This window comes from Acinetobacter endophylla, from assembly GCF_053543775.1.
This window is the reverse complement of the sequence record NZ_JBLVOM010000254.1, coordinates 1-21,391: the sequence shown is the minus strand read 5'-3', so window position 1 is coordinate 21,391 and position 21,391 is coordinate 1. Positions and strand designations below refer to the sequence as shown.

Sequence of the window (21,391 nt, the reverse complement as noted above, 5' to 3'; positions counted from 1 at the left end):
ACTCATTCCTTATTTTTCGAGCGTAAAATCGTCAGATATTCCTGTACGGCTTTATTGTGGTCATTCAGATTGCTCGTGAACTTATGTCCACCATTACCGGTAGCGACAAAATATAGGTTGTCAGAATTATCCGGGTGCATGGCTGCTTCAATGGCTTTCTTGCTTGGCAAGGCAATTGGCGTTGGCGGCAAACCTGAAATGGTATAGGTGTTATACGGCGTCGGTGTGCGTAAATCCTTGCGGGTAATATTGCCGTTATAGCTATCACCCATTCCGTAAATCACCGTTGGATCGGTCTGTAAACGCATGCCAATTTTTAAACGGCGTACAAATACCCCAGAAACCTGTTCCAATTCACGATCCACACTGGTTTCTTTTTCAACAATCGATGCCATGATCAGCGCGTCATATTTATTCTGATACGGCAGATCAGTCGCACGTTTCGCCCACGCTTCATCCAGCGCTTTCATCTGACGCTGATACAGATTGGTCAGAATTTTACGGTCAGTTTCACCTTTGGCAAAGAAGTAAGTATCCGGTGCAAACAGTCCTTCAGGATGTGAAAATGGAATATTCAATTCTTTGAGTAGTTGCGCGGTAGGCAGATGCAGTACTTCTTTGGTGACCAGATCATTTTTCTTCAGGGCATCAATCAGTTGCTCAAAGGTCGTTCCCTCAATTACCAGAATCCGGCTCATCTGTGCATTATCTGCATCGGAAATCATTTCCAAGACTTGACGGATGCTCATGCCCTGACGCACTTCATACACACCCGCTTTCATGGTGTCATGAATCATGATGCGCTGATACAGCTTGAGAATAATCGGGAAACTCACCTGACCTTCTGTGGCCAGACGATCAATAAAACCGGAATAGGTTTGACCAGATTCAATCGCGAGCAGCTGTTTTTTTCCTTCTACAGGATAATCCTTCCACAAACTGCTTTTCAGGATTAACGCCAAGATCAAAGCAATACCAATCAGGACTAAGGCAATTCCTTTGAAAGATGAGGAGAATCTCGCTTTATTTTTCTTTTTGGCTTTAGGTTTGGAAGCTGACATATTAAGACATCTGGTTTAATCGAAGACGGTTAAAAAGTTCAATACAAGCATTGCCATCCAAGGCGCGCTGCTCAAATTGTGTGACAATTTTCATCGGGCTGAGTGCATTGCAGAAAAACAGACTCCGAATATGGGAAATTTCATCCATACCGATATATCGTTGCTCATAGACAATACCCTGATCTTGCATACGTTGTAGAATTTCTGCACGCATGACACCGAAGACGCCATTATAACGGAGTTCTGGCGTAATCCATGTATTCTTTATAAGAATGAAACAATTACTGCTCACCCCTTCGACAATGCCACCTTGTACATCTGTCACTATTGCCTCAGGCCAGCCGCGTTGATCTGCTTCCTGTTTCAGTAAAACCTGCTCCAGGCGGTTCAGGGTTTTCAGTCCAACCAGACTGGGCATAGTCAATCCCACTGCCTGCTGCAATACGCCACTTTGAATCTGTTCAAACTTAAAATCCTGTATGTCTTGAGGATAATAAAACAGCCAGAGATCTGCGGGATGATCCGGCAGGCTATAACCGCGCTGACCCACTCCACGACTGAGCACAATCTTTAATGTCCCGTTCAGCTTACCCTCTGATTCCCCGAGAAGCTGTAAACTTTCCGTGATCAGATCAAGATTGGCATTTAGGCTTAATTTCTGATTGCTGATTTGCAAACGTGTCAAATGACGATCATATAATTCAATCCGGTTATGCCGAATCCGGGCCGTGGTAAAACAGCCATCACCATAATGAAAGCCACGATCCAGCACATCTATCTGGCTGACCTGTTGGGCATTTTTTAAATACAGCATATTTTGCAGCCTCTAAAATGAAAAATTGAGCAGTCAGATTCAGGCTTCACCTATATATCTTTTTTACTCACATCCAATTCTTTTTTAATTATTTTTTATGCAAAAAATCTCAAGCTATTCTTGCCTCATCTAACAAAAGCTAAAAAACTTGAGGCAAAAAATGAACACGCGTAAATTAAAAATTGGGGTACTGGCAGCGCTACTTTCAGCAAGCGCCTTAAGCGTTTCAGCAAAAGATTTCCTGAACGTGTCTTATGACCCGACTCGCGAATTGTACGACAACTTTAATAAAGAATTCAGTGCTTACTGGAAAAAAACCACTGGTCAGGAAGTCAATTATAAACAGTCGCATGGCGGTTCAGGCAAACAGGCACGTGCCGTGATTGACGGACTGGATGCCGATGTTGTAACACTGGCACTGGCAGCAGATATTGATGAAATTGCAGAACGTGGTTTGCTGCCTAAAGACTGGCAAAAGAAATTCCCGTAGAATTCGACACCCTATACTTCAACCATCGTTTTTCTTGTACGTAAAGGCAATCCAAAAGGAATCAAAGACTGGGGAGATCTGGTTAAACCAGGCGTAGACATTATTACCCCGAACCCAAAAACTTCAGGTGGTGCACGCTGGAATTATCTGGCTGCCTGGGCGTGGGCCAAACACCAGAAAGGTGGCAATGATGCCAAAGCACAAGACTTTGTCCGTCAAATCTACAAACAAACCAAAGTACTGGATTCGGGTGCACGTGGTGCTACCACGACTTTCGCTGAACGCGGGATTGGGGATGTATTACTGGCTTGGGAAAATGAAGCACATTTGGCCGTCCGCGAACAGCCGGGAAAATTTGAAATCATTACTCCTTCTCTGTCTATTCTGGCTGAACCACCCGTGGCAATCGTAGAAAAAAATGCCAAGAAAGATGGTAATGAACATCTGGCCAAAGCCTATTTAAATTACCTCTATTCACCTGCTGGACAGACTGTGGCGGCGAAAAACTTTTACCGTCCACGTAATGCGAATGTATTAAAGCAATACAGTACCGTATTCAAGTCCTTAAAACTGGTCACCATTGATAAAGAATTTGGTGGCTGGACCAAGGTTAAGAAACAGCATTTTGACAATGGCGGTGTGTTTGATCAGATTGTCAAAGCCAATCACGCAAAATAATACTTTAAATGCAGTTCATTATGGCCTTTATTCATAAGGCCATTCTTATTTCAAACACTTAAGAGCTTATTTATCTCTTTTTTTCATATAAAATTCATTTTTAATTATTTTTTATGCATAAAGAATACGTTTATTCTGCGCTTATGTTACAGAACATATCAGAGATTCAGTCCAGATGAGCATTTCAAACACATTAAAACTTGGGGTTTTAGCAGCTGTTATCTCGGCAACCTCATTTGGTGCAGCAGCACGTGATTTTCTCAATGTATCCTATGATCCGACCCGTGAACTCTATGAAGATGTAAATAAGAATTTTGGCAAATATTGGGAAAGCCGTACCGGTCAAAAAATCAATTTCAAGCAATCGCATGGCGGTTCAGGCAAACAGGCACGTGCCGTGATTGATGGTCTGGATGCAGATATCGTAACGTTAGCATTGGCTGCCGATATTGATGTGCTGGCAGAAAAAGCTAAACTGTTACCTGCGGACTGGCAAAAGAAATTGCCGCAAAACTCGACGCCTTATACTTCAACCATCGTGTTCCTGGTGCGTAAAGGCAATCCGAAAGGGATTAAAGACTGGGGCGATCTGGTCAAACCGGGCGTAGCAATCATTACCCCGAATCCGAAAACATCAGGTGGCGCGCGCTGGAACTATCTGGCGGCATGGGCATGGGCCAAACATCAGGCCGGTGGCAATGACACGACTGCACAAGAATTTGTTCGCCAAATTTATAAAAACACCAAAGTCCTGGATTCAGGTGCGCGTGGTGCAACTACCACCTTTGCCGAGCGTGGGATCGGTGATGTCTTGCTGGCCTGGGAAAATGAAGCGTACTTAGCGATTCGTGAGCAACCAGGTAAGTTTGAAATTATCACGCCAAGTCTGTCTATTCTGGCTGAACCGCCAGTGGCGATTGTAGAAAAAAATGCAGCGAGAAAAGGCAATAAGCATCTGGCTCAAGGTTATTTAAACTTCCTGTACTCGCCACTGGGTCAAGACTTGGCAGGCAAACATTATTATCGTCCACGCAGTGAAGTAGCTTTAAAGAAATATAATCATGTGTTCAAACCACTCAAACTGGTGACGATTGATCAGGAATTTGGCGGCTGGAGCAAGGTACAAAAAGCCCACTTTGAAAATGGTGGTGTATTTGACCAGATCGTTAAAGCCAACAGCGCGAAATAATCCTCCAGGCTGATTGATACAGGAGCATCGACATGATTCATACGCTTATCGTTCCCGGTGTAGGTGGCAGTGAATATAACCACTGGCAAACCTGCTTACAGCACCGGCTGATGCGATGCTCCCGTGTGCAGCAAAAGGACTGGAATCATCCGGTACTGGATGTCTGGGTGGCAGAATTTGTCAAAACTCTGCAAGCCATTCCAGCAGAGGTTCAGATTGTCGCGCACAGCTTTGGCTGTCTGACCAGTATTGCGGCCCTTGCCCGACATCCGGAACTCAATGCAAAAGTAAAAAATCTGGTATTGGTGGCACCGGCTAATCCGGTACGGTTTGGGGAAAATGGTTTTGCGCGCGACAGTCAGACTGACTACAGCACCTATTTTCAACAGCTCAAGCTTCAGGTGTCCACCACGTTATTGATCAGTGAAAATGATCCCTGGTTAAGTTTTGAAGATGCGCACATACTGGCCCAAGCTTGGAAAATCAAACCGATCAATCTGGGCGCAGTCGGTCATGTCAATGTCGCTTCTGGTTTTGGCCCTTTTCCTGAAATTGAACAATATCTGATTTCAGAAAACCCTATGCGCCATATCAGCAAATTTGATGAGAGCAAGTATTATTTTAAATTTGCATTTTAGTCGCTGCAAACTATGCTTGTGCCAAATTTATTTTCTAATTTCGCTGGTTATTTTTAATCAGCATTCTCTCTTTTGAGGAGTAATCATGTCGCAGCGATCCCGAGTGCTGCCAGGATTTGGTCTTTCTCTAGGCTTTACCCTAGCGTATTTGTCATTAATCGTTTTGATCCCGCTGTCAGCTGTTTTTATTAAATCACTGGGCATTGGTTGGGATGGCTTATGGGAAATCCTGAGCTCTGAACGTATCTTGAAATCATTGCAGTTAAGCTTCACCGCAGCCATTGTCGCTGCACTGGTCAATGTAGTATTTGGCCTGTTACTGGCGTGGTGTCTGGTACGTTACAGCTTTCCGGGCAAACGTATTGTCGATGCCCTGGTAGATTTGCCTTTTGCCTTGCCCACTGCGGTTGCGGGTATTGCCCTGACCTCTTTATATGCACCGACCGGCTGGATTGGTCAATATTTAGAACCGATTGGCATTCAAGTCGCTTATACCCCGATTGGTATTACACTGGCATTGATCTTTATTGGCCTGCCTTTTGTGGTGCGTACCGTCCAACCGGTACTGAGTGATCTGGAAACTGAACTGGAAGAAGCGGCTTCTGCACTGGGTGCCAACCGTTTTCAGATCGTGACCAAAGTGATTTTTCCAATTCTGCTGCCTGCACTGATCACTGGTTTTGCTTTGGCCTTTGCCCGTGGTGTCGGTGAATATGGTTCAGTCATCTTTATCGCCGGTAACCAGCCTTTTGAAACGGAAATTGCACCGCTAATGATTATTTCTCGCCTAGAAGAATATGACTATGCCGGTGCAACCACGATTGCTGTCGTCATGCTACTGATTTCCTTCGTGATGCTATTCCTGATTAACTTATTACAGGCATGGGCTAGCCGTCGTACCGGGAGAACTGCGCGATGAGTTTAAATACCAACAGCAATGCGCTGGCTGAAAAGTTGCAATCCCGTGATGCAACCCGCGAGCCAACTTGGGTACGTTATACGCTGCTCACTATTGCCTTAATCTTCTTTTTAAGCTGCCTGATTCTGCCCTTGATTCTGGTTTTTGTTGAAGCCTTTAAACAAGGGGTTGGCGTTTATACCCAAGCGCTGGTGCATCCGGATACCTTGTCAGCTGTGAAACTTACCTTGCTGACGGCTGCAATCGCAGTACCGCTTAACGTCGTATTTGGTGTTGCGGCAGCCTGGTCTGTGGCGAAGTTTAACTTTCCCGGTAAATCATTCCTGACCACCATTATTGATCTCCCCTTCTCGGTTTCACCTGTAATCGCGGGTATGATGCTGGTGCTGATTTTCGGTACCCAAGGCTGGATGGGTTCTTGGCTGATGGATCACGATATCAAGATCCTTTATGCAGTGCCTGCGATTGTCCTAGCGACTATCTTTATTACGGTACCTTTTGTTGCGCGTGAGCTAATTCCGTTAATGGAAGCACAAGGAACCGAAGAAGAAGAAGCTGCGATTGTACTCGGTGCATCTGGCTGGCAGACTTTCTGGAAAGTGACCCTGCCCAATATCAAATGGGGTCTGATTTATGGCGTGATTCTGTGTAATGCGCGAGCCATGGGTGAATTTGGTGCGGTGTCGGTGGTTTCTGGCCATATCCGTGGTGAAACCAATACCTTGCCGCTACACGTCGAAATTCTTTATAACGAATATACCTTTAGTGCTGCGTTTGCCGTGTCTTCGCTTCTGGCTCTCCTCGCAATTGTAACCCTGATTTTAAAAACATGGGTGGAACTGCGCCAGGAAAAACAAGACAAACGTAATGAAGATTCAACAGTTTCTTAAGGAATGCCCACATGAGTATTCAAGTACAAAATATTGAAAAACACTTTGGTGCATTCCATGCACTGAAAAACATTTCGCTGGATTTCCCGGATGGTCAACTGGTGGCATTATTGGGCCCATCAGGCTGTGGTAAAACTACATTACTGCGTATTATTGCAGGTCTGGAATCGGCAGATGGCGGTCAGGTAATCCTTGAGGGTGAAGATGCCACCAATATGCATGTACGTGAACGTGAAGTTGGCTTTGTATTCCAGCACTATGCCCTGTTCCGTCATATGACCGTATTCGACAATATTGCTTTTGGTCTGCGTGTTCGTCCACGTAAAACCCGTCCATCGGAAGCGGAAATTAAAAAACGTGTGACGCGTTTACTTGACTTGGTTCAACTTGGTTTCCTGGCGGATCGATATCCAGCTCAACTCTCTGGTGGTCAGCGTCAACGTATTGCGCTGGCACGTGCCCTGGCCGTTGAACCGCGTGTATTATTACTGGATGAACCTTTTGGCGCACTGGATGCCAAAGTGCGTAAAGAACTGCGTCGCTGGTTACGTACCCTGCATGACGAACTGCATATCACCTCGATCTTCGTAACCCACGATCAGGAAGAAGCACTTGAAGTTGCAGATCAGATCGTAGTGATGAACAAGGGCAATGTTGAACAAATTGGTTCACCACGTGAAGTCTATGAAACACCGAAAACCCCATTTGTATTCGACTTCTTAGGTCAGGCGAATCGTTTTGAAGGTCAAAACAATGCAGGCATCATCCAGCTCGGTGAAGACCGTATTCAATTCGAGGGTGCAAAAAATGCCGCTCAAGGTGAAGTGATTTTATTCGCACGTCCAGATGAACTACGCATCCATGCACAGCCACACGACAATGCCATTCAGGCGACCTTCATTCGTGAATTATGGATCGCGGGTAAAGTAGTTGCTGAGCTAAATGACCGTCAAGGCAATCTGATTGAAATTTTACTGACGCCTGATGAAGCGAGAGCGCATCAATTCCGCCCAAATCAAACTGTTTGGTTAAGTGCGGTGAATTTGCATTTATTTGAAAACCAGGTCGCTTAAGACCAAAAGATGGGGCTTTAAAATGCCCCATCCTCTTCTAGGGTAAGAGAATTATGAATTTCCAACAATTAAGAATTATACGAGAAACGGTTAGACAAAACTTTAATTTAACTGAAGCTTCTGCTGCGCTTTATACTTCACAGTCCGGGGTAAGTAAGCATATTAAAGATCTGGAAGATGAACTGGGGGTGCAGCTGTTTATTCGCAAAGGTAAACGTCTACTGGGCTTAACCGAACCGGGCCAGGCACTTTTAGGCATTGTAGAACGCATGCTGGTCGATGCCGACAATATCAAACGTCTGGCCGATGATTTCAATAAAGTCGATGAAGGTACATTGACCGTTGCCACAACGCATACCCAGGCGCGTTATGTGTTGCCACCGATTGTCAGCCAATTCAAAAAAGAATTCCCTAAAGTTCATCTAATTTTGCAACAGGCCAGCCCGGTTGAAATTACGGAAATGTTACTTCAAGGTCAAGCCGATATCGGTATTGCGACCGAAGCACTCACCACTGAAGATAATTTGGCCAGCGTGCCTTATTATAACTGGCAGCATAGTATTATTACCCCGCAGAATCATCCACTGGCAAGTAAGGAACACGTGCTCATCGAAGATCTGGCGCACTACCCGATTATTACCTATCACGGTGGTCTTACCGGTCGCTCCAAGATTGATACCGCCTTTGAAGAAGCTGGTTTTGATGTAGATATTGTGATGTCCGCGCTTGATGCCGATGTCATCAAGACCTATGTAGAAATGAATATGGGCGTCGGCATTGTCAACGATGTGGCCTATGACCCGGAGCGTGATTACCGTTTAAAGCAGATTGAAACCGATATTTTCGGCATAAATACCACTTGGATTGCAGTGCGTAAAGGTCATTTACTGCGAGGTTATGGCTACGAGTTTATTTCACTCTGTTCCCCAGACGCAGATATTAAGGCACTGAAAAAAGTGGCTTATCCAGACGAATAAAGTGCACTATTTTAAGTTTTTAATCAAAGAGGCTACATGGCCTCTTTTTTATTTTTTGAGTGGATAAAGAATATAAATATCAAGCATAATCACGTGCATAATAAATTCAATTATACCAAGATGATCAATCATAAATTTGCTCTTTTCTCCATGGGCTTGTTTTTCTCCGGGTCAGGTTATGCAGCAGCGTTTGAACAATCTAACCAAAGCATTCAATCGTTTTTTGAAAAAAATCATTATGCTGAAGTTTCATTGGCCTGGGTTCGCCCTGATATCAGCGGTCAGGTACAACATACCGAAGAGCTGCAACAATTAGGCATCACCGATTTTTCTACAGGAAATCTTACCCATAACCAATGGGTTTCCAATGCCGCATTAAAATTCCAGTTGAATCCTCAAGTGTCGTGGGGACTGATTTACGATCAGCCTTATTCTATAGATATCGCTTATCATTATGATCCTGTTTTTGCAGGTGCAGCGCTTCCAATTGAGGCTGCTACTATTCAGTTTGAGAGCCATAATTTGACCTCATTAATTGGCTTTCAACCAAACGATAACTGGAATTTTTATACAGGGCTAAGTTATCAAAGCTTAGAGGGAAATTTATATTTATCCGGGCAGACATTTTATATATTCAATGGTTATCGAGCCACATTTGAACGAGATCCCGCTTGGGGCTGGCTTGCAGGAATCAGTTATCAGATTCCTGAATATTTTTTTAGAACCGCACTGACCTATCGTTCTGCAATTACTCATCACAATAAAACCACTGAATCCATTATTGTAGGTACAAATCCAGCACCTTATACAGAAATTCAAACTCCACAGTCTGTGAACTTGGATTTTCAGACAGCTTTAACTGATCAAAATGCGCTCTATGGCACGCTGCGTTGGTCAAACTGGCAAAATTTCGTGATCCAGCCGCCTAAATTTGGCGCTGTAATTGACTATGCGGCCTTACAGTTCCCTGAAGTAAAATCTTTTAGAATGATTGATTATCGTAAGGATCAATGGTCTGGAAAAATCGGACTTGCTCATCAATGGCCAACTTTTGGCATAAATTCTATCGAACTTTTATGGGATTCTGGTACAGGAAATCCGGCTTCAACCCTGAATCCGAGTGATGGCTATTGGGGCATCGGATTAGGTCATCTTTATAAGATTCAAGAAACTTGGGATATTGCTACAGGACTATATTATTTAACGTTTCAAAAACCTGAAATTTCCTCATCCGCACCTATTACGCCACAGATTGCAGGTTTATCCGCAGTTTCTGATAACAGTGCCTGGATCCTAGGTTTGAAACTGGGTTATCACTTTTAAAATTGTTCTAAAAAAACAAAAAACGAGCCGAAGCCCGTTTTTTTATGAGATTAAATGTTAAAAGCGGAAGCTTACTCCCAGTTTCGCTACTGGTAGCCATTCGTATTTACTATCATTACGTACTTCGTCGATGTGCTCGGCAACTAAGGCAGCATCAGCTACTGTACCACCATAATAATTTACATTAGTTACTGATGGATTACCTGCATAATAAGCACCTAATTCACCAAATACTCCCCAACGATTAGTAATCGCTGGTGAAAAACCAATCCCCAAGTAGGGAGCGATTTTATTACTATAATCTAAATCATAACCTAAGCGTTCTAAACCAGTATCTTCACCATTAATTTCGATAGTTCCACCGTCATTTCTAGCCAATAAACCATATTGTTGATCAAGATAGCCCACACCTGCTGCTACGTAGAACCAGTTCGCCCAAGGACGAATCTCTGCATTTAAGTAAGTTAGGTTATTATCCATATCGACATCGTAGTTAACATCATCTACTTCAATATCATCAGACCAAGAGATATCACCGCCGTTATAACCTAAAGTGACACCTACATATGGGTTAGCACTCCAGGAAATTGCACCACCATAACCGGTAGTACCGACTTCAGCACGAACAGAAGCTGGTTTAAAGAAAGAGAATTCAGCAACGCCTTCATCTGTTACGATTGTTTCATCAGCAGCCATCGCAGAACCCGCTGCTAGAGCTAAGACTGATACTGCTAAAATATTATGTAAAAATTTCATTATTTCTCTCCTCAAAAGAACTTATTTTGATCATTAGTTATTCGTGATAGGCTCAATATAAAGGACTTAAAAAATATTTTTTATTCACATTTTGCTCATCTTTTGTTATTTTTTGATACAAATTAATTTTTCTTGTTGAGAACCAAGTCTTTTCTAACACTTCTCCTACATTTCAACATAATGAAAAAGTACACTTATCACTTTAATAATTTCACGCTTTCTACACTTCTGGTTATTTTTCATCTATTTTTAGTGCTTTCAACTATTTTTCCTGCAATATAGTGTAAAATCTAGAAAATTTTTTTCTGGAAGGAAGATCATGTCGCAGCTTTCAACAATCATTGAACAAGCGTTTGAAGACCGTGCGAATTTCACAGCTGCAGATTGCTCTGCTGAAATCCGTCAAGCAGTTGAGGAAGTAATTGCTGGTCTAGACAATGGTACTTTACGTGTTGCTGAAAAAATCGATGGTGAATGGGTTGTTCATCAATGGATTAAAAAAGCGGTATTGTTATCATTTAAATTAAACGACAACAAACCAATGGAAGCTTGTGATCTTCGTTTCTATGACAAAGTAGAGACGAAATTCTCTGGTTGGACTGAAGAACAATTCAAGGCTGCTGGTGTACGTGTCGTACCACCTGCTGTCGCACGTAAAGGTTCTTTCCAGGCCAAAGGCGTGATCTTGATGCCTTCTTATGTCAACATCGGTGCTTATGTAGATGAAGGCACGATGGTTGATACTTGGGCCACTGTAGGTTCATGTGCGCAAATTGGTAAAAATGTTCACTTGTCAGGTGGTGTAGGTATTGGTGGTGTGCTTGAACCGCTTCAGGCGAATCCAACCATTATTGAAGATAACTGCTTTATCGGTGCACGTTCTGAAATCGTTGAAGGCGTAATCGTTGAAGAAGGTTCTGTGATTTCAATGGGCGTATTCATTGGTCAATCAACCAAGATTTATGACCGTGCCACTGGCGAAATCCACTACGGCCGTGTACCAGCAGGTTCAGTTGTTGTTGCTGGTAGCCTTCCATCTAAATGTGGTACTTACAGCCTGTATGCTGCCATCATCGTGAAAAAGGTAGACGCACAAACTCGTTCTAAAACAAGTCTGAACGATCTATTACGTGAAGACTAAGATGTCTTAACTTAGAGGACACCTTTGTGTTCCTCGGAGCTTCAACCGCTCCTCGTCTCTACGATTAGTAATAATCGTAGGGATTTTTATTTTTATACCCGGTTATTTATTTCTCATTGGTTAGTTTTGTTATGAATACGCTTCGATCTTCCGCAATTCCTGTCTCTGATCCGTCTGCGGGTTTACGCATTACGGAGATTTTCTATTCATTGCAAGGTGAAGCCAATGCCGCAGGACTGCCAACAGTATTTATCCGTTTAACCGGTTGCCCATTACGTTGTAGCTATTGTGATACCACCTATTCCTTTGAAGGCGGTGAGCGTCAGTCTCTGGACGATATTATCCAGACCACGCTTGATTTTAAAACCCCTTATGTCTGTGTGACCGGCGGTGAACCACTGGCACAACCGAATGCCCTGCCTTTGATGCAGCGACTGGCAGATTTAGGATGTCAGGTTTCACTTGAAACCAGTGGGGCTTTAGATGTGTCCAAAGTGGATTCACGTGTTTCCAAAGTTTTAGATTTAAAAACGCCAACTTCAGGTGAAGTTGCACGAAATTTGCTTTCTAATCTTGATCATTTAAATGCACATGATCAAATCAAGTTTGTGATATGCAATCGTGAAGATTATGAATGGTCAAAACAGCAGCTTGAACAGTACCAACTTCAAGACAAAGTGAGTACAGTGTGGTTTTCGCCTGCATTTGCGGTTGAAAAAGGTGCGGTTCGTTTACCACCACTGGCAAGTGATTTGGCTCAGTGGATTTTAGAAGACCATCTCCCTGTTCGTTTCCAGTTACAGCTACACAAGTTGTTATGGAATGATGAAACTGGTCGTTAATTTTTTGTAAAGTATTTTTTTTGGAGAATCAGCTTATGCGCCCTCGTGCCATTGTCCTGTTATCTGGCGGATTAGACTCAACAACATGTCTGGCTTGGGCACAGGCACGCTATGAATGTATCGCACTCAGTTTTCGATATGGTCAGCGTTCAACGACCGAGCTGGATGCAGCAAAAGCTTTAACGCAACGTGCGGGTGTGGAACATCGAGTGATCAATATTGATCTGGGTAATCTGGGTGGCTCAGCCCTTACCGATCATAGTATTGAGGTGCCCGACCATGAACAGGCTGGCATTCCGATTACCTATGTTCCGGCACGTAATACTATCTTCTTGTCTTACGCCTTAGCAGCAGCTGAAGTGTTCGAAGCTGAAGCGATTGTCATCGGAATTAATGCGGTTGATTACTCCGGTTATCCGGATTGCCGTCCGGAATTTATCGAGGCATTTGCCAACATGGCACGCCTTGCAACCAAGGTTGGCGTAGAGGGTCAGGCGCTCAAATTTGAAACACCTTTGTTACATTTATCCAAAGCAAATATCATTCGCTTAGGTATTGAACATGGCGTAGACTACAGTCAAACGGTGTCATGCTATCAAGCAGATGACCAAGGACGTGCCTGTGGCAAATGCGACAGTTGTCGTTTACGTAAACAGGGTTTTGCGGACGCAGGTGTTGAAGACCCGACACGTTATATACCGTAATAACAAGGTAGAGTTTATGAAGAATTTAAAATCAAGCATCGTGCTTTCAGCAATTGTTTCAGCTGCTGCTATGTTCACCACTACGGCTCAAGCGGCTGATGACAAATTACAACAAGCTTATAAAAGCACCAATGTAAAATCTGCATTGATCAATGTTTGTAAAAATGAAACTGGCAAAAGCAAAAAATTGACATCTGCTGAAGTCAGCAAATATTGTGGTTGTGCTATTGAAGCAGATGGCAAATTAACCAATGCACAAAAATGGGAAATTCAAAGCACTATTAACCAGAAGAAAAGCCCAGGCACTTTAGCTTTTGTACAGAAGCAGAATAAAGATCTTCAAGCATGCTTTGGTCCACAGTTAACAGGCAAACTGAAAACTTTGACTGAAGAAGCAATGAAATCAGCTCAAGCGGCACCAAAGAAATAAGATCTGATTATTCTTTGATAAAATAAGCCACTATAATGTGGCTTATTTTTTTGAAAAAATTTAAAGAAAACAGGAGTTTTTATGTCTGAAATGAGTTTGCTTGACCAGAATTTTCCTGCGACGACAGGCGAAATCAATTTAACCCAGTTGAATACAGAATGGCTGGTGATTTATTTTTATCCTAAAGATTCTACGCCAGGCTGTACGACTCAGGCAGTTGGCTTTTCCTGTTTAAAAGATCAGTTCGATGCTTTAAACACCACAATTCTTGGCGTATCACGTGATTCGGTAAAAGCGCATCAGAACTTTACTGAAAAGCAAAATTTGAGTATCAATCTGATCAGCGATAAAGAAGAAGTGTTGTGCAATCACTTTGATGTGATTAAAGAAAAGAACATGTATGGCAAACAAGTAATGGGCATTGAGCGTTCAACTTTTATTTTCCATAATGGCCAACTGGTCAAAGAATACCGTAAGGTCAAAGCAGCAGGTCATGCAGAACAAGTTCTGGAAGATCTAAAAGCTTTGCAAGCTGCTTAATTGCATGCTTGTGTATAAATAGAAGCTCGAACCATTCGGGCTTTTTTTACAATAACTTTCATATCATCAAGTATTTTATATTTCCCCTAGTTCATTTCACACTGTCCTGATAGATGAAGATTCACTTTATCCCCTACGCCGGCAATTCCTTTTTTCATACCAAAATCCCTACGGTTAATCACGGCAGATGCCTGAACATCAAGCAGGTTGGCATTCGACATACTGGGTTTAAAGGTTGTTTCAAAAATCACAGGCTTGGTCACACCACGCAGGGTTAAATGACCTAAAACATTGTATTTGCCATTGCCCAAGTCTTTAAACTGGATACTTTTAAAAATTACAGTCTTATATTTTTCTACATAAAACAGGTCTTCGCCCAAAATCATATGTTTAAATAGCGGCTTACTAAAGCTTAAACTTTCCACATCCATGACCAGATGAGTTGAGGCATTTTGCGGTGCTTTAACGTCAAACTGCATCGTGGATTGAACCTGATTGAACTTGGCTTTAACTACAGTAAGACCCATCGACTTAATCTCAAAACCGACATCACTTTTGGGAGTTAAGGTCCATGATCTTGCAAAAGACTGACTGGTCAAAGCTAAACAGATCGCTAGGCTAAGGAGCCCAGTTTTTATTATTGTTTTCAATTTTAAATCCACCTTGTTTAATTTCTTATTGATCGGATTTAAGTACACCGCTTAATCTGAAACTAAACTTTCTTGTTTTTGAGCGAACAGGTTTTCGTTATTTTTATACCAGTTTATTGAAGTTTTTGTAAAATCATTCATGACTAACGGACAAAATACTTGCTTTGATTTTTCTCTAATAAGTGGCCCTGCTAGCCTAGCAGGAGACTGGTTTCCTCTTATAAAATTTTGATTTTATAAATTTTTTATACAAACCAGATCCTTTATTTTAAGTTCAATTTATATTGGAAATATCCATGTGCTTGCAGCACTGAAAAGAGTTGTTTTCTACGGTGCCTATTCACGATCACTATCTAAAATGACACGCTTAGACAACTCTTAACCGATCTATCAGCTTTCGTAGCCTGAATCAAATACTGAGAATTAATGACACTGCGACGCCCCACATGGTACAGGCAATAATAGCATCCAGTATTTTCCATGCTTTTGGATGTTGGAACCAAGGCGTCAGTATCTTTGCCCCATATCCCAAACTAAAGAAGAAAAACCAGGAAGCACAGACAGCGCCTAAAGCAAACCACCATTTTCCTAAGGCGTATTGAGTTGAAATTGATCCAATCAATATGACTGTGTCTAAGTAAACATGCGGATTCAGCCAGGTAAAAGCCAAGCAGATCATCAGTACTTGTAGAAAATGCTCTGTTAGCTGATCACTTGGTGCCAAAACCTCTGTTGATTTAAATGCGCTGATCGCATGGTGCAAACCATAATAAAACAGGAATCCTGCGCCAATATATTTAGAAAATATAACAATATCCGGATAATGTTCAATAACGCGCGCAAAGCCCAGTACGCCAAGCAGAATTAAAATGGAATCAGACAAGGCACAAATCACACAGACCCAGAACACATGCTGCTGTTTTAAACCTTGTTTTAATACAAAAGCATTCTGTGCACCGATACTGACAATCAGGCTCATTCCCACAGCAAAACCACTCATCATATAACTGAACATCACATTCCCCTTTTTCGAATAAATGAATTATTCAACAAAATGAGTGCGATTAATTAAAACTAAGTTAATATCAATTTAACTAAATTATTTTTAGATAATAGAAATGCTGAATGCGAAACAATGTGATGCTTTTTATGCAGTTGCAAAAACGGGAAGTTTCGATCTGGCTGCCGAGCAGCTAAATATTACTGCTTCGGCAGTGACCCTTCGTGTTCAAAGTCTGGAAAAAAAATTGGGACAATTGCTTTTGGTGAGAGATCGGCCTTGCCGCGTGACCCAATCCGGGCAAACTTTATTGCATTATTTACAGCATCAACGTTTGCTAGAACAGAATTTGATGCAGGATCTGGGTGGACAGCTACAACAGGAAGGCTTCTATTGTCTAAATATTGCCACCAATGCTGATTCGCTCGCGACCTGGCTGTTACCAACCTTACACGCCCAACTAATCCAGCATAAAATTGTGTTGCATTTTCAGGTAGATGATCAATCTCAGACTCATCATCTGTTAGAAGCTGGTCTCGTCAATGCCTGTTTGAGTACAGAGAGCAAGGCAATGAAAGGTTGTCGGGCGGAATTGATCGGACAGATGCAATACCGTCTCGTTGCTACGCCTGAATTTTCCCGAAACTGGTTTCATCAAGGGGTACATCGGGATGCGCTACGCCTTGCCCCTGCCATTATTTTTAATGAAAAAGACCAGCTACATACCCAGTTTATTCAGCACGAATTTGGCCTGAATCTAGCACAATATCCTCACTTTTTTATTCCATCAACCCATGCATTTTTTGATGCGATTGTCATGGGTCTAGGCTATGGCTGGCTACCGGACTATCAAACCAGAGATTTGCTGGAGTCAGGTCGACTGCTTGAACTTTCAAGTGAGATGCGAATTGAAGTGCCCTTATATTGGCATCACTGGAAAGAACAGTCTCCTGCTCTAGAAATCCTTGGGGAATGTTTGAAACAGCATGCTCAAACTGCCATGAATCAGCCCATAACAACCTGATACTTTTAAACCAGATTGGTTTTATCATTCTGGGAAAATTTTTCACTGAGTTTCTGATAGGTCGTGGTTTTTTGGAAATTCTCTAGAAAATCAATCGTGCCTTGTGGAAATTTATCCCGTTGAATTTCGCCACGATAATAAGCTTCACGCATCGGCGTGGCGGATAAGGCATCTTCAAGGCTGTCAAGTTCGACCATTTCCCATTCTGGAAAAAACTTTAAATAATAAGAAGAATCATCTTTAAAGTGTCCAATCAGCCCGACTTTGGCATCCGGCTCAATGACCTGATTCACCAGCGATTTCACCAGTTTTTGCCATTTTTCATCATTATAAACATCAATAACTTCTACAAATTTGATCCGCGCCCGATCTTCTGGACTGAAATTTGACAGGATCATGGCTTCACGCTCCGAAGCCAAAAATGGATTCTTGATATTGCGTTCATTTTGTGCAGAACCAAGCGCTAAAATCACATTCTGACTGTGCTGCAGGGCAATGTTAATCGTTTGCATGTGTGCCAGATGAAAAGGCTGAAAGCGGCCAATGAAAACCAGATAATCAAATGTATAGTTCATAAGGGATCAGTTTTTTATGACTCATGAGTTGTGCTGTCCCAATAAATATGCGACATAATCATTCCCATAAAATCAAATTAAGTTTTAAAGCAAGGATAGTACGATGACACTGAGCTGTATTCAACAACCTCATGAGCATTTGAATGCGAATTTAGAACATGGTGTACTCACTTTAGCCATCAATCGTCCGGAAGCGAAAAATGCGTTATATAGCGAACTTTATCTCTGGATTGCGAAAGCTTTAGATGAAGCAGATCAGGCGCCTGAAGTTCGTGTGGTCGTTTTACGTGGTCAGGATGCAGACTTTAGTGCGGGCAATGATATGCAGGATTTTATGAAATCTGCTGCGAAGAAAGGTCAGGCACCCGCCGCTGAAGGCCCACCGTTTGTTTTACTGAAATCTGCTGCAAAATTTTCCAAGCCATTGATTGCAGCCGTGCGTGGTGTTGCAATCGGCATTGGCGTGACGATCTTATTACATTGTGATCTGGTCTATAGTGACAATACTGCCCTGTTCCAGATTCCATTCGTCAGTCTGGGTTTATCGCCTGAAGGTGCTTCAAGCAAGCTGTTGATTCAGCAAGCGGGTTATCATAAAGCGGCCGAATTATTGCTGACTGCGCAAAAATTCAATAGCGAAAAAGCACTCGACGCAGGTCTGGTGAATAGCATTGAAGAAGATGTTTATACTAAAGCAGCAGCACAAGCTGCCCAGCTCTCTGCCCTGCCATTGGCATCACTGGTGCAATCTAAAGCCTTGATGAAACATAATGTGAATGAAATTGTAGAATGGATTGACCATGAAGCAGAAATTTTCATGCAGCGTGTTGGCTCGCCAGAAATGCTGGAAGCGGTTCAAGCGTTTATGCAAAAACGTAAACCTGATTTCACACAATTCAACTAATTTTCAAACTTATGAGTTCAACGAGGTGGTTTAGACTGCCTCAATCTTTTATTTTTCTAAGAATCTGAAGTATGCCAAATCAAAACTCCCAAACCTCTTCCGAAACAACAGATAGTTCAAATCCAGAAAAGAAACGTTATTACGAACCTGCACCTCAAGATATAGATATAGATAATTTTCGTAAGGTGATTGAAAGCCGACGTTCGGTGCGTAAATTTACCAAAAAGCCAATTCCTGTCAAAATTCTGGATGCCTGTCTGGATCTGGCGTTATTGGCCCCAAATTCATCGAACTTGCAGCCTTGGACTTTTTATGTGGTACAAAATCCGGGCAAGAAAAAACGTCTGGTCAAAGCCTGTATGAGTCAACTGGCAGCCAAAACAGCTTCTGAGCTAATTGTCTGTATCGCACGTACCGACCGTATCGATGAAATGGCGAAACGTAATGTGAATGAATTTCCATTTCCAGAAGCTCCGCCCGCGATTAAGAAATACTATAAATATATTCCCTACAACTATAAGACTGGTTATCTGAATGCTTTTGGTAACTTTAAGAAAGTGGCTTTCAAAGTTGCCCGTACACTGGACAAACAAATGCCAGTGTCTGCTTTCAGCCCAGCTGATGCGAAACTGTGGGCGACCAAAACGACGGCGCTTGCTTGTGAAAATCTGGTTTTAGCCTTGCGAGCCTATGGTTTTGACAGCTGTATGATGGAAGGTTTCGATGAGCCGATGGTTCGTGAAATTCTGAAATTAAATGATGAACAGTATCCGGTCATGGTAATTGGTGCGGGTGAACGTGCCGAAGATGGAGTATTCTTCCCGCAGTACCGTTTTGATCGTGAACTGTTTATTCAGAAGATTTAAGCTTCGTATCTATACAAATTAAATACCTTAAATCTGATAGATATCTTGTGACATGGATGTCACATAATTCACTCTTTATGCGCTACAAACGATATAAGATAAATCTTAAGGGAAACTTCATATTTTTTATTAATGCTCTTTCATAAGCTGTTTTTTACTCAGCTCCAAGTTGTATATTCCAGCAATCAAATTGAATCTCAAGCCAAGTCTTTTTCCTTTGTTACGATATCGTGCAGCCAGGATCTTTAAAGCTTTCACACTACCAAATACATGCACAATTCCGATTCTTCTTCCATTAATTTTTTGATTATAAGTTTTGAGTTCAAGATCCAATTTAGTGATTTCTCTAGTTAAATTTCTTTTTAATCGAGAATTAAGCTGAACTAAAAAGTTTAAAAAAATTTTACACAATCACACAAAATGTCTATTGCTGAATTTAAAAGATAGTTTATTTTTCTTCTATTTTTCATGAAGATAATTTTTATACTTTTAAAGTATAAAAAAATTAAAATATTAAATATCAATATAAAACAATATCTTAATATGCTTCAAAAAGACTTACAAAACTATCTTAAGCTTACTGAATTAAAGTTAAGGTAAAAAGAAAGATGAATTTTCCGAAATAAAAAAATGCTAACCGGAACAAATATTTAAGTATTTTTTAATTGAAAATGGTATTTTTTGTGATAGATCATTTAATCATTAAGATGATTTAATCAGTTCGCATAATAACAATAGATAAATAAAAAAATGTGACTGAAATTTTGGCTCTCTAGTTCTTTTATAAAAAGAGGCTCGAAGAAGCAAAAAAGAATTAGAGGGTTCATCTTAAACAGAAGTTAAATAGGAGGTGAAGAGGTACTGAAGATAAGATTCATAACCTTGTAATAGGATAGTAAATATTTTGAAATAAAATGCATTTTTTAAACAAATTAAAAAGACCCTAACATATAGAAGAGTTGAGGCCATGACAAAAAAGTACAGTAAATTTTTATCCATTCCTACAGATTTTAATTTAGAAGATTCACCCTATCATTGGATTAGTCAAGTACATACCCAATATGTGCAAAATGTTGACTATGCCTTAAAGAAATACGGTTTAGATAATTCTCGAAGACGTATTTTACTAGCATTAAAATTTAAAAATAGAGCGAGTATTTCTGATTTATCTGACATGTTGATTTATAAGATGTCGACTACTACTAAAATCATCTATCGCCTGAAAGATGAGGGATTAGTACATACTTATTCCTGTGAGGATGATGCACGAATTACCCGAGTATTATTAACCGAAAAAGGCCAGCAAATGATTAAAAAGATTAATGATCTTAGTGTTGTTGTACTAGAGCAATCTTTCGATGGTTTAACACCGTTGCAAATTGAAAAAATGCTACACAGTCTTAAGCATATTTTCCGCAATCTGGCTCCTTCGCATTAATTGAATCAAAGGTAAATTAAAGTATATAAAAATTGAGTTAAAATCAGGGGAAATTATATTTTTTAAATTTAAGGATATAAGTTGACAAAAATAACTAATCATGCGAAAAAGTTTTTTTAGTTAACAGATGTTCACACATGCCTCGAATTGTTTCTGTACCACTTAGTTTAGAACAGCGAGAACGACTCATTTTTCTGGCCAAGCATGCAAAACATTGGCGTGAAAGACAACGTGCCCAAACTATTCTCTGGCTTTCTGAAGGTAAAAGTGTTGCGGAAGTTGCCACTCTACAAGAACGTATCCCAGAAACCATAAGGCTACAACGCCGACGTTGGGAATTGTATGAGTTTGAATCGATTAAAGAAGGTCATCGCTCAGGTCGGCCCAATACATTGATCTCAGACTATCAGGCGAAAATCCTAGATTGGGTCAATACAAGTCCACTCAATGCAGAACAAATCCGAGTCAA

24 protein-coding genes and 1 pseudogene are annotated in these 21,391 nt (G+C 41.4%); 18 read left to right on the top strand and 7 right to left on the bottom strand.

Annotated elements, in window-relative coordinates; genetic code table 11:
• Positions 1-2 precede the first annotated feature (2 nt).
• On the bottom strand, positions 3-1,061 hold the full coding sequence (gene mltG / locus ACNPNW_RS13810; protein ID WP_448767066.1) for an endolytic transglycosylase MltG: 1,059 nt from the start codon (positions 1,059-1,061) through the stop codon (positions 3-5).
• 1 nt (position 1,062) lies between these two features.
• A complete protein-coding gene (gene pabC / locus ACNPNW_RS13805; RefSeq protein WP_448767065.1) occupies positions 1,063-1,875 on the bottom strand; it encodes an aminodeoxychorismate lyase in 813 nt (270 codons plus the stop codon).
• Positions 1,876-2,035: 160 nt separating this feature from the next.
• Here pabC and ACNPNW_RS13800 point away from each other — a divergent pair.
• From ACNPNW_RS13800 to ACNPNW_RS13765, 8 genes and pseudogenes are all read left to right on the top strand, one after another.
• Positions 2,036-3,043: pseudogene (locus ACNPNW_RS13800) on the top strand (sulfate ABC transporter substrate-binding protein).
• A gap of 175 nt (positions 3,044-3,218) precedes the next feature.
• Complete coding sequence (locus ACNPNW_RS13795; protein WP_174894321.1) at positions 3,219-4,232, top strand: sulfate ABC transporter substrate-binding protein; 1,014 nt, start codon at positions 3,219-3,221, stop codon at positions 4,230-4,232.
• A 32-nt stretch (positions 4,233-4,264) separates the two neighbouring features.
• Positions 4,265-4,870, top strand: a complete 606-nt coding sequence (locus ACNPNW_RS13790; RefSeq protein ID WP_448767064.1) for an RBBP9/YdeN family alpha/beta hydrolase — start codon at positions 4,265-4,267, stop codon at positions 4,868-4,870.
• Between the two features lie 85 nt (positions 4,871-4,955).
• A complete protein-coding gene (cysT, locus tag ACNPNW_RS13785) occupies positions 4,956-5,789 on the top strand; it encodes a sulfate ABC transporter permease subunit CysT (RefSeq protein WP_004279076.1) in 834 nt (277 codons plus the stop codon).
• Complete coding sequence (gene cysW / locus ACNPNW_RS13780; RefSeq protein ID WP_004279077.1) at positions 5,786-6,679, top strand: sulfate ABC transporter permease subunit CysW; 894 nt, start codon at positions 5,786-5,788, stop codon at positions 6,677-6,679. The genes cysT and cysW overlap by 4 nt, the downstream gene beginning before the upstream one ends.
• 11 nt (positions 6,680-6,690) lie before the next feature.
• Complete coding sequence (locus ACNPNW_RS13775) at positions 6,691-7,752, top strand: sulfate/molybdate ABC transporter ATP-binding protein (protein WP_448767063.1); 1,062 nt, start codon at positions 6,691-6,693, stop codon at positions 7,750-7,752.
• A 53-nt stretch (positions 7,753-7,805) separates the two neighbouring features.
• Positions 7,806-8,729, top strand: a complete 924-nt coding sequence (locus ACNPNW_RS13770) for a CysB family HTH-type transcriptional regulator (protein ID WP_448767062.1) — start codon at positions 7,806-7,808, stop codon at positions 8,727-8,729.
• Between the two features lie 93 nt (positions 8,730-8,822).
• Complete coding sequence (locus tag ACNPNW_RS13765) at positions 8,823-10,052, top strand: OmpP1/FadL family transporter (RefSeq protein ID WP_448767075.1); 1,230 nt, start codon at positions 8,823-8,825, stop codon at positions 10,050-10,052.
• Between the two features lie 57 nt (positions 10,053-10,109).
• Here ACNPNW_RS13765 and carO read toward each other — a convergent pair whose 3' ends face one another.
• Positions 10,110-10,808, bottom strand: a complete 699-nt coding sequence (carO, locus tag ACNPNW_RS13760) for an ornithine uptake porin CarO (RefSeq protein WP_336018474.1) — start codon at positions 10,806-10,808, stop codon at positions 10,110-10,112.
• Positions 10,809-11,127: 319 nt separating this feature from the next.
• Between carO and dapD the strand changes: the two genes are divergently transcribed.
• The 5 genes from dapD to ACNPNW_RS13735 all read left to right on the top strand — a co-directional run bounded on the left by dapD (position 11,128) and on the right by ACNPNW_RS13735 (position 14,465).
• On the top strand, positions 11,128-11,949 hold the full coding sequence (gene dapD / locus ACNPNW_RS13755; protein WP_004645637.1) for a 2,3,4,5-tetrahydropyridine-2,6-dicarboxylate N-succinyltransferase: 822 nt from the start codon (positions 11,128-11,130) through the stop codon (positions 11,947-11,949).
• A 131-nt stretch (positions 11,950-12,080) separates the two neighbouring features.
• Positions 12,081-12,791, top strand: coding sequence for a 7-carboxy-7-deazaguanine synthase QueE (gene queE, locus ACNPNW_RS13750; protein WP_448767061.1), 711 nt, complete (start codon positions 12,081-12,083; stop codon positions 12,789-12,791).
• A 35-nt stretch (positions 12,792-12,826) separates the two neighbouring features.
• Complete coding sequence (gene queC, locus ACNPNW_RS13745) at positions 12,827-13,495, top strand: 7-cyano-7-deazaguanine synthase QueC (RefSeq protein ID WP_004731688.1); 669 nt, start codon at positions 12,827-12,829, stop codon at positions 13,493-13,495.
• A 16-nt stretch (positions 13,496-13,511) separates the two neighbouring features.
• Positions 13,512-13,925, top strand: coding sequence for a hypothetical protein (locus ACNPNW_RS13740; protein WP_448767060.1), 414 nt, complete (start codon positions 13,512-13,514; stop codon positions 13,923-13,925).
• Between the two features lie 81 nt (positions 13,926-14,006).
• On the top strand, positions 14,007-14,465 hold the full coding sequence (locus tag ACNPNW_RS13735; protein ID WP_278357100.1) for a peroxiredoxin: 459 nt from the start codon (positions 14,007-14,009) through the stop codon (positions 14,463-14,465).
• Positions 14,466-14,551: 86 nt separating this feature from the next.
• On the opposite strand, the gene ACNPNW_RS13730 is transcribed toward ACNPNW_RS13735, so the two are convergent.
• On the bottom strand, positions 14,552-15,115 hold the full coding sequence (locus ACNPNW_RS13730; protein WP_026055725.1) for a YceI family protein: 564 nt from the start codon (positions 15,113-15,115) through the stop codon (positions 14,552-14,554).
• 409 nt (positions 15,116-15,524) lie between these two features.
• On the bottom strand, positions 15,525-16,130 hold the full coding sequence (locus ACNPNW_RS13725; protein WP_005103823.1) for a LysE/ArgO family amino acid transporter: 606 nt from the start codon (positions 16,128-16,130) through the stop codon (positions 15,525-15,527).
• Between the two features lie 103 nt (positions 16,131-16,233).
• On the opposite strand from ACNPNW_RS13725, the gene argP reads away from it, so the two are divergent.
• The gene (gene argP, locus ACNPNW_RS13720; RefSeq protein WP_448767059.1) at positions 16,234-17,139 is read left to right on the top strand and encodes a LysR family transcriptional regulator ArgP; all 906 of its coding nucleotides are present in this window, start codon (positions 16,234-16,236) and stop codon (positions 17,137-17,139) included.
• 5 nt (positions 17,140-17,144) lie between these two features.
• Here the strand turns inward: argP and ACNPNW_RS13715 are convergent, their stop codons facing one another.
• Positions 17,145-17,714 carry a nicotinate-nicotinamide nucleotide adenylyltransferase gene (locus ACNPNW_RS13715; RefSeq protein WP_448767058.1) on the bottom strand — a complete coding sequence of 190 codons (570 nt, stop codon included), beginning with the start codon at positions 17,712-17,714 and terminating at the stop codon, positions 17,145-17,147.
• Between the two features lie 103 nt (positions 17,715-17,817).
• Between ACNPNW_RS13715 and ACNPNW_RS13710 the strand changes: the two genes are divergently transcribed.
• Both ACNPNW_RS13710 and ACNPNW_RS13705 read left to right on the top strand, forming a co-directional pair.
• Entirely contained in the window at positions 17,818-18,618 is an 801-nt protein-coding gene (locus ACNPNW_RS13710) for an enoyl-CoA hydratase-related protein (RefSeq protein WP_004731699.1), read from the top strand.
• 71 nt (positions 18,619-18,689) lie between these two features.
• Positions 18,690-19,484: a nitroreductase family protein gene (locus tag ACNPNW_RS13705; protein WP_448767057.1), complete on the top strand. Its 795-nt coding sequence runs from the start codon at positions 18,690-18,692 to the stop codon at positions 19,482-19,484.
• 129 nt (positions 19,485-19,613) lie between these two features.
• On the opposite strand, the gene ACNPNW_RS13700 is transcribed toward ACNPNW_RS13705, so the two are convergent.
• Positions 19,614-19,817, bottom strand: coding sequence for a hypothetical protein (locus tag ACNPNW_RS13700; RefSeq protein WP_448767076.1), 204 nt, complete (start codon positions 19,815-19,817; stop codon positions 19,614-19,616).
• Positions 19,818-20,451: 634 nt separating this feature from the next.
• Here ACNPNW_RS13700 and ACNPNW_RS13695 point away from each other — a divergent pair.
• Positions 20,452-20,922: a MarR family winged helix-turn-helix transcriptional regulator gene (locus ACNPNW_RS13695; RefSeq protein ID WP_085064150.1), complete on the top strand. Its 471-nt coding sequence runs from the start codon at positions 20,452-20,454 to the stop codon at positions 20,920-20,922.
• Positions 20,923-21,059: 137 nt separating this feature from the next.
• Positions 21,060-21,391, top strand: a 332-nt coding sequence (locus tag ACNPNW_RS13690; RefSeq protein WP_448767056.1) for a COG3415 family protein, incomplete at its 3' end; no start/stop codon positions are given.